Annotated in this window: 9 protein-coding genes; 2 read left to right on the top strand and 7 right to left on the bottom strand. The window is 70.2% G+C overall.

The window, feature by feature from the left end; genetic code table 11:
- Positions 1 to 332: 332 nt before the first annotated feature.
- The 3 genes from M878_RS81330 to M878_RS81320 form a co-directional block, all read right to left on the bottom strand.
- On the bottom strand, positions 333 to 782 hold the full coding sequence (locus M878_RS81330) for a DoxX family protein (RefSeq protein WP_023551536.1): 450 nt from the start codon (positions 780 to 782) through the stop codon (positions 333 to 335).
- A gap of 104 nt (positions 783 to 886) precedes the next feature.
- Positions 887 to 1570, bottom strand: coding sequence for a class I SAM-dependent methyltransferase (locus M878_RS81325; protein WP_023551535.1), 684 nt, complete (start codon positions 1568 to 1570; stop codon positions 887 to 889).
- Between the two features lie 102 nt (positions 1571 to 1672).
- A complete protein-coding gene (locus M878_RS81320) occupies positions 1673 to 2599 on the bottom strand; it encodes an acyltransferase domain-containing protein (RefSeq protein ID WP_023551534.1) in 927 nt (308 codons plus the stop codon).
- Between the two features lie 107 nt (positions 2600 to 2706).
- Here M878_RS81320 and M878_RS81315 point away from each other — a divergent pair, with 107 nt between their 5' ends.
- Positions 2707 to 3027, top strand: a complete 321-nt coding sequence (locus M878_RS81315; RefSeq protein WP_023551533.1) for a DUF6343 family protein — start codon at positions 2707 to 2709, stop codon at positions 3025 to 3027.
- 97 nt (positions 3028 to 3124) lie between these two features.
- Here the strand turns inward: M878_RS81315 and M878_RS81310 are convergent, their stop codons facing one another.
- The 4 genes from M878_RS81310 to rpsA all read right to left on the bottom strand — a co-directional run bounded on the left by M878_RS81310 (position 3125) and on the right by rpsA (position 6927).
- Positions 3125 to 3505, bottom strand: a complete 381-nt coding sequence (locus tag M878_RS81310) for a tetratricopeptide repeat protein (protein WP_023551532.1) — start codon at positions 3503 to 3505, stop codon at positions 3125 to 3127.
- Positions 3506 to 3555: 50 nt separating this feature from the next.
- Entirely contained in the window at positions 3556 to 4179 is a 624-nt protein-coding gene (gene coaE / locus M878_RS81305) for a dephospho-CoA kinase (protein ID WP_031226421.1), read from the bottom strand.
- Between the two features lie 45 nt (positions 4180 to 4224).
- Positions 4225 to 5163: a PAC2 family protein gene (locus M878_RS81300; protein ID WP_031226419.1), complete on the bottom strand. Its 939-nt coding sequence runs from the start codon at positions 5161 to 5163 to the stop codon at positions 4225 to 4227.
- Positions 5164 to 5436: 273 nt separating this feature from the next.
- Positions 5437 to 6927 (bottom strand): 30S ribosomal protein S1, encoded by a 1491-nt coding sequence (rpsA, locus tag M878_RS81295; protein ID WP_023551529.1) that lies wholly within the window; start codon positions 6925 to 6927, stop codon positions 5437 to 5439.
- A 374-nt stretch (positions 6928 to 7301) separates the two neighbouring features.
- On the opposite strand from rpsA, the gene M878_RS49430 reads away from it, so the two are divergent.
- Positions 7302 to 8138 carry a class I SAM-dependent methyltransferase gene (locus M878_RS49430; RefSeq protein WP_078630457.1) on the top strand — a complete coding sequence of 279 codons (837 nt, stop codon included), beginning with the start codon at positions 7302 to 7304 and terminating at the stop codon, positions 8136 to 8138.
- The last annotated feature ends 181 nt before the right edge of the window (positions 8139 to 8319 follow it).

Here is an 8319-nt window from a genome sequence, read left to right as displayed (position 1 = left end):
TGATGCGAAGACGGGCGAGCAGGGCTGGTCCGGGACCGGCAAGCCCGGCCGATCCGGGGACGGGCGAGCAGGGCCGATCCGAGTCCGGCGGGCCCGGCGGATCCACGTCCGGCGGAACCAGCAGGCACGGCGGATCCACGACCGCTGGATCGGTAGGCATGGCGGATCCGGGACCTGCAAGCGCGGCACATCCGCATCCGGCGGGCCCGGCCGGTGTACCCCAGGACGGCGGCCCAGAGCCCTCACCCGTAGGCGTCACCCCCTCGCCACACCCCGGCACCGCCGGCCAGGCCCCCGCGCCCGGTCGGCGGTGCCGGTGCTGTGTGCCAGGGTCACCGGCGCCGCGCCCACCGCAGCAGTTCCCCGTTGTGCCCGCGTCGGGCCCAGGCGATCAGGGCGAGCGGCACGATCAGGATCAGCGGGGTTGCCGCGTTCTGGCCGTGGAAGACCGTGAGCTGGACCATGAACGCGCCCACCATGAGAGCGCTGAGCGCGATCGCCGCCACGGACTGGAGCACAGGGATCAACAGCGCGACGGCTCCGGCGAGTTCGAGCGCGCCGATGGTGTACATGGCCCCGCTGCCCCAGCCGATCTTGTCGAAGGACTCGACGGCCGCAGGGTACGCGATGAGCTTGGGCAATGCGCTGGCGATGCCGTAGAACAGCGCGAGCAGCACCTGCAAGGACCGCAGCGCGATCCGGGCCGCGCGCCTCCGGCCGCTGAGGGAGCCGGTGGAGGCGACGGGAGCGATGGGGGCGGCAGAGGCGGTGGTCTCGGACATGAGGGTCTCCTGGGGGAAGCGGTGCCGGTTGCTTTCACCGAGGTAGACCCCACGCGGTCCGGGAACTCATCGCTCTCCGGCCAGCCGATGCGACCCAGTACCCGCTATGCCTTCGGCACCGCCCGCACCCATGTCCCGTCCGGTGTCAGATACGCGTCCACCTCCAGTCCCGCTTCCTCCAGTGCCGACTCGAACTGCTCCTTCGTCAGGGGCCGGGCCAGGAACGTCTGAGTCCAGGCCGCGTCCGGGAAGACATACTCCGCGTGGACCGAGTTCACTCCGTCTCCGGCAGGCTCGACCGAGGCGATCCGTATGGTGAAGCCGCTCGGGTCGACGCGCTCCCTCGGCACGTTCGTGTGGTAGTCCTCGCCCTCCCGCTGGATCAGCACACAGCCGCCCTCCCTCACATGCCGGGCGCAGGTGCGCAGCATGCCTCTGCGGACCTCCTCGTCGCCGGCGTGGACGAGGAACGACGCCAGCATCACCACGTCGAACTTCTCGCCGCCCAGGTCCAGTTCCTCGATGGGGCCGCATATCGTGCGCGCCCCGCGGACCCGGCTCAGCATGTCGGCGGACTCGTCCACCGCCGTGACCGTGAAGCCGCGGTCGAGCAGGGGGTGGGTCATCCGGCCCACTCCGCTGCCCAGCTCCAGGATGTGCGCCCCGGCCGGTACCGCCGCGGCGATGATGTGCGGCTCCTCGCCCACCGGCAGCCGCTCGTACAGCTCGACCGCGCAGCCGTCCGGGGTGATCGCACCGGGTCCCGTGCCCTCGTATCCCTCACGCATTTCGACGCTCATGCCCGAACAACGGCCCGCCTCCGCACGCCCGTTCCCGTTCGGCCTCGGTTCACCCGTTCGAGCTATTTCGCCGCCGCGGGGCAACCCCGGCTAGTCAGCAAGAGGTGGCTCGGTCCGGAACGGGAACCATCCGTGCCCGATGTACCAGTGGCCGCCCGCCCGCAGATGGTCCCCCACGGCCCGCTCCACGGACGTGCGGCGCGGCAGCTCCGCAACCGGCAGGCCGGGGTCGCCGAAGACGAACTGGACGGGTTCGGTGTCGGACGGCTCGGTGTCCTCACGGGCGGTGCGGAAGCGTTCCTGGAAGCGGACGATGTTGGAGTCGGCCGGCAGGTACCGCTTCAACTGCGGGTCGAGCAGCCAGGAATGGCACAGCGCCGCGACCGGCCGCTCCTCGGGGAAGTGCCGGGCGAAGAACTCACGGGCCAAGGCCAGCGAACGGTCGCAGGCGGACGGGGTAAGCGGGCCGTGGAAGTCGGGGATGTGCAGGTTGAGGCAGGACGTGCCGGGGACGGCGTCCAGCCCGGCCGCCGCGAGCACCGGTGCCGAGCGCTGCCCGAGCCGCGCCCGCTCGAACTGCAGCCGGCCCAGCTGGAACAGTTCGCCGCGGAAGTGGCGGACGAGCCAGCACCGCGCGTTCACCCCGGTCGTGCCGTGCCGTCTGCGATGCACCGCAACCTGACGGCCCAGGTCAGCAAGGGTACGCCGGGAGACCTCCGGCGATACGCCGCGTTCCCGGTGCCGGGCGAGGGTGCGCGGGAGCGCGGCGACGAAGACGTACACGGCGAAGGTGCCGCTCAGCCCGGCCGGCGCCGCGGCGAACAGTTCGGCGAGGTCGGGTGGGTGACCGGTCCCCTCCGGTCCGCGGAACACCTCCTCGACGCACTGCTCAAGGAGTCTCAGCGCGCCCGGGTCACCGGTGACCCGGGACCGCAGGGCCACCAGCGCGTTGATGTCCTCGTGCGGCACGGCCAGGTCGAGGAGCAGTTCGGGCAGGTCGTCGGCGTCCGGCAGCATCGGTTTCCCCCTTCGGCGAGCGGCGGACGAGTTCGATGAGCGGCGGTCGGGCGCCGTTGATGAACGTCGTCACCGAAGAGTACGTTGCAAGAAGGAGTGGTGATCCGATGCGTACGGGCAGTGAACCGGCGACCGCGCGCAGTGCTCTGCGGGCGCGGTTCTGGCTGAGCGTGTGGGGACTGGTCTGGTCGGTCTTCGGCACGGCGGCGTTCGCGCTCGTCGGGCGCCCCGGCTGGGCGGCGGCCTGCGGGGTGCTGTGGCTGGTGGTGACCGTCGACATGGCCATGATCCTCCGGCACATCCGCCAGGGCCCGCACTATCAGCCGGGCCGTGACGTGCCGCCGTACCCGCCACCGGAGAGCGGACCACCGTTCCCGGGCCACCACGGCACCGCCATCCGTGATCGACTGCGGCACCGCCATCCATGATCGGCCGAGGCCGACGGCATCGTGATCCACCGAGCCACCGGCACCCGTGATGTACCGAGAGCCAGAGGCAGCCGCGGCACATGCGTGCGGTCGCCGCTCAGTCGTCGAAGCGAGCGGCCTTCAGATACTGCGGGTTGGGGTCCAGCGCGGCCGCGAGCCGGAAGTGGCGTTTGGCCTGGTCGGAGCGGCCCTGGCGTTCATAGGTGCGGGCCAGTGCGAAGTGCGCGAACGCGTTGTCCGGCTCGCGCTCCAGCACGATCGTGAACTCCAGCTCGGCGGGCCGCAGTTGTGCGGCGGCGAAGAACGCACGCGCGCGGAGCAGACGGGCCGCCGTGTTCTCGGGATGCGCGGCGATGACTCCATCGAGCAGCTTCACCGCGCCCTGTGGGTCCCGTGAGTTGAGCAGATGCTCAGCCGCACGGAAGTCGATGACATGCGTCTCTGGAGTACGTCCGGTGGAACCGCTGGTCTCGGGCACGGCAGAGTCCTTCCCTCACTGCAGGGTTTCAACGCCCGCGGAGGGGGCCGCTATTCCGAGTCCTGTTCCGCGGAACGCTCGCGGGCCCGCCGTACGAGGTCCTCCCACACCTCGGCGACGCGCTTGCGCAGCGCGTCCAGAGGTACGTCGTTGTCGATCACGATGTCCGCGATCTCGCGGCGCTGCTCGCGACTGGCCTGCGCGGCCATACGCGCGCGTGCGTCCTGCTCGGTCATCCCGCGCAGCCGGACCAGCCGGTCGAGCTGGGTCTCGGGGCTCGCGTCCACGACGACCACGAGGTCGTACAGCGGTGCCAGGCCGTTCTCGGTGAGGAGGGGTACGTCGTGGATCACGACGGAGTCGGCGGCCGCGGTCTCCTCCAGCTCGCGGGAGCGGGCGCCCACCAAGGGGTGCACGATCGAGTTGAGGACGGCGAGCTTCTCGGGGTCGGCGAAGACGATCGAACCGAGCTTGGGCCGGTCCAGGCTGCCGTCGGCGGTGAGGACGTCCGTGCCGAACGCCTCGGCCACGGCGGTGAGGCCGGGGGTGCCCGGTGCCACGACTTCGCGCGCGATGCGGTCCGCGTCGATGAGCACGGCCCCCTGCTCCACCAGCAGCCGTGACACCTCGCTCTTGCCGGCGCCGATCCCACCGGTCAGGCCCACTTTCAGCATGAGCGGAAGCTTAGGCCCTGCCACTGACAGCGGGCCCGGCGGAGGTCAGTGGTCGCCCTCCCGCTCCGCCAGGAACCGCTCGAACTCGCGCCCGATCTCGTCGGCCGACGGGATCTCCACCGGCTCGGCGAGCATGTTGCCCCGGGTCTCGGCGCCCGCGGCCGCGTCGTACTGGTGCTCCAGGCCCTGGACCAGCGCGGTGAGTTCCTCGTCGCCCTCCTGGATCTGCCGGTCGATCTCCGTCTGCGTGCGATGCGCGTCGGTGCGCAGCGAGTGCGCGATGCCCGGCAGCACCAGCCCAGTGGCGGCCGTGATGGCCTCCAGAACGGTCAGGGCGGCGTCCGGGTACGGCGAGCGGGCGATGTAGTGCGGGACGTGCGCGGCGACGCCCAGGACCTCGTGCCCGGCCTCCATCAGGCGGAACTCGACCAGTGACTCGGCGCTGCCGGGCACCTGGGCCTCCTCGAAGGGGCTGCGGTGGCCCGGGACGAGGTCGGGGCGGTTGCCGTGCGGGGTGAGACCCACCGGGCGGGTGTGCGGAACGCCCATGGGGATGCCGTGGAAGTTCACCGACAGGCGGACGCCGAGCCGCTCCACGATCTGCTGTACGGCCGCCGCGAACCTCTCCCACTCCACGTCGGGCTCGGGACCGGACAGCAGCAGGAACGGGGCGCCCGTGGCGTCCTGGACCAGGCGGACCTCGATGGCGGGCACCTCGTAGTCGGTCCAGCGGTCCCGCTTGAAGGTCAGCAGGGGCCGACGGGCGCGGTAGTCCACGAGCCGGTCGTGGTCGAAACGGGCGACGAGCTGGTGGGGCAGCGAGTCGAGCAGCCGGTCGACGATCTGGTCCCCGGTCTCACCCGCGTCGATGTATCCGTCGAAGTGGTAGAGCATGACAAGGCCGGCCGACTCCTGGGCGAGCGCCATGTCGACAACGGCGAGGCCCTTCGGCTCCCATGCGTACAAACCCTGCGGATCAAGCACTGTGACCGCTCCTCCTCGTGTTCGTCATCGTCAACACGCCTCGGATGACGGGCATTCCCACGACACGCCGTTGATCAGGATCTCGGGGGCGGTACGAAGGAGAGCGTGGGCAACCGCAACTCCCTGAGGGGCGCGGGGAACTGCGCGCGCAACCACAGACCACCCGCGGCCGAACGACAAGCGCCACGGCCCCCGAACACGCTTGAGGGGCCGCACCCCGAAAGGTACGGCCCCTCAAGAACCAGCTATCGGCTAAGCCTCAGCGGCTAGCGTTCAGCTCTGGCCACCGGCGAGCTTCTCGCGCAGCGCGGCCAGCGCCTCGTCCGAGGCCAGCGCACCGGAGGTGTCCGCGCCCTCGGAGGAGTACGAGCCACCGGTCGCGGCCGGAGCCGCAGCCTCGCCACCCTCGGCGGCGGCAGCCGCGTCGGCCTCGCGGGACTTGATGACCTGCTGCTGGTGCTGCTCGAAGCGGGCCTGCGCCTCGGCGTACTGGCGCTCCCACTCCTCGCGCTGCTTCTCGTAGCCCGGCAGCCAGTCGTTGGTCTCCGGGTCGAAGCCCTCGGGGTAGATGTAGTTGCCCTGGTCGTCGTAGGACGCGGCCATGCCGTACAGGGTCGGGTCGAACTCGACCGAGGCCGGGTCGGCACCGAAGGACTCGTTGGCCTGCTTCAGCGAGAGGCTGATGCGGCGGCGCTCGAGGTCGATGTCGATGACCTTGACGAAGATCTCGTCGTTGACCTGGACGACCTGCTCCGGGATCTCCACGTGGCGCTCGGCCAGCTCGGAGATGTGGACCAGACCCTCGATGCCCTCGTCCACGCGGACGAACGCACCGAACGGAACCAGCTTCGTGACCTTACCGGGCACGACCTGGCCGATCTGGTGGGTGCGGGCGAACTGCTGCCACGGGTCCTCCTGCGTCGCCTTCAGCGACAGGGAGACACGCTCGCGGTCCATGTCGACGTCGAGGACCTCGACGGTGACTTCCTGGCCGACCTCGACAACCTCGGACGGGTGGTCGATGTGCTTCCAGGACAGCTCGGAGACGTGGACCAGACCGTCGACGCCACCCAGGTCCACGAAGGCACCGAAGTTGACGATCGAGGAGACCACACCGGAGCGGACCTGACCCTTCTGCAGGGTCGTGAGGAACGTCTGGCGGACCTCGGACTGGGTCTGCTCCAGCCAGGCACGGCGGGACAGGACCACGTTGTTGCGGTTCTTGTCCAGCTCGATGATCTTGGCCTCGAGCTCCTTGCCGACGTACGGCTGGAGGTCGCGGACGCGGCGCATCTCGACCAGGGAGGCCGGGAGGAAGCCACGGAGGCCGATGTCGAGGATGAGACCACCCTTGACGACCTCGATGACGGTACCGGTGACGATGCCGTCCTCTTCCTTGATCTTCTCGATGGTGCCCCAGGCACGCTCGTACTGGGCGCGCTTCTTCGAGAGGATCAGGCGGCCTTCCTTGTCCTCCTTCTGGAGGACCAGGGCCTCGATCTCGTCGCCGACGGCCACGACCTCGTTCGGGTCGACGTCGTGCTTGATCGAGAGCTCGCGGCTCGGGATGACACCTTCGGTCTTGTAACCGATGTCGAGCAGGACCTCGTCCCGGTCGACCTTCACGATGACGCCGTCGACGATGTCGCCGTCGTTGAAGTACTTGATCGTCTCGTCGATCGCGGCGAGGAAGGCTTCCTCGTTACCGATGTCGTTGACCGCTACCTGCGGGGTGGTGGCGGTGGTCTCGGTGCTGCTCGTCATGTGGGAAAGGGCTCCGGTACGGACATTGAAGTCGTAGGTACTGCTTACGCCGGGAGCCCGTTTCGCTCTGCAGAAGCCGGACAGCCAAGGAAGCGCCACCATATGGACACCGGGTGCCCGGTGGCGCCTCGAAAACCGAGGGGACATACATACAGATGCGAGCGCAGCCTGCTACGTCTGAGGTGCGCAGGCCCGCAGCGCAACTTGTAGCATACGGGGGCAGCCGGACAGGGTCAATGCGCGAAGGCGCACACCCGGGGCAGATCGCTGCATATCCGGCAGAAGAAACGTCCCTTGAGGCCACGCAGGCCGACGGGACCACTTCCGTGGCGGACCCCTGAAGGGTTGGACGGAAGAGTACGACGAGGGAGCCGATCATCCAAGAGCCGGAAGCGTACGAGCCCGAACGACCCGAGGCGTCCGAGCCGGAGGCCACGCGACGTGATGCCGGCGTCGCGGAGAGCTCACGGGCCAATCGGGGCTGGTGGGACCGCAACGCGGACGAGTACCAGAGCGAGCACGGCACGTTCCTCGGCGACGACCGCTTCGTTTGGGGCCCGGAGGGCCTGGACGAGGTGGAGGCCGAGCTGCTCGGCCCGCCGGAGGAGCTGAAGGGCAAGGACGTCCTGGAGCTCGGCGCGGGCGCGGCGCAGTGCGCGCGCTGGCTGGCCGCCCAGGGCGCCCGCCCGGTGGCGCTGGACCTGTCGCACCGCCAGCTGCAGCACGCCCTGCGAATCGGCGGATCGTTTCCCCTGGTCTGCGCGGACGCCGGCGCGCTGCCCTTCGCGGACAGCTCCTTCGACCTGGCCTGCTCGGCATACGGAGCGCTGCCGTTCGTCGCGGACCCGCGGCTGGTGTTGCGCGAGGTGCGCCGGGTGCTGCGGCCGGGTGGCCGGTTCGTGTTCTCGGTGACGCATCCGATCCGCTGGGCGTTCCCGGACGAGCCGGGCCCCGAGGGCCTGTCGGTGTCCTCGTCCTACTTCGACCGCACGCCGTACGTGGAGCAGGACGAGGAGGGCCGCGCGGTCTACGTCGAACACCACAGGACGCTCGGCGACCGCGTCCGGGACATCGTCGCGTCCGGCTTCCGGCTGGTGGACCTGGTGGAGCCGGAGTGGCCGTCCTGGAACACCTCGGAGTGGGGCGGCTGGTCGCCGCTGCGCGGGAGCCTGATCCCGGGTACGGCCGTCTTCGTGTGCGAGCGCGACTGAGCCGGCGCCGGCGCCCACGCGCGCGTGGGGGCGGTTTTCGCCGTCGTACGACACTGGGGACGTGATCCGTTACGACGCCCTGGACGCGCTGCCCGTGCGCTCCGCCCTGCCCGCCCTCGCCGATGCCCTGGAGAGCGCCGGCACCGCCGTGCTCGTGGCGCCGCCCGGCACCGGCAAGACG

The sequence above is a fragment of the Streptomyces roseochromogenus subsp. oscitans DS 12.976 genome (assembly GCF_000497445.1).
In the GTDB taxonomy this organism is placed as follows: Bacteria; Actinomycetota; Actinomycetes; order Streptomycetales; family Streptomycetaceae; genus Streptomyces; species Streptomyces oscitans.
This window is presented reverse-complemented; position numbering and strand designations above follow the sequence as displayed.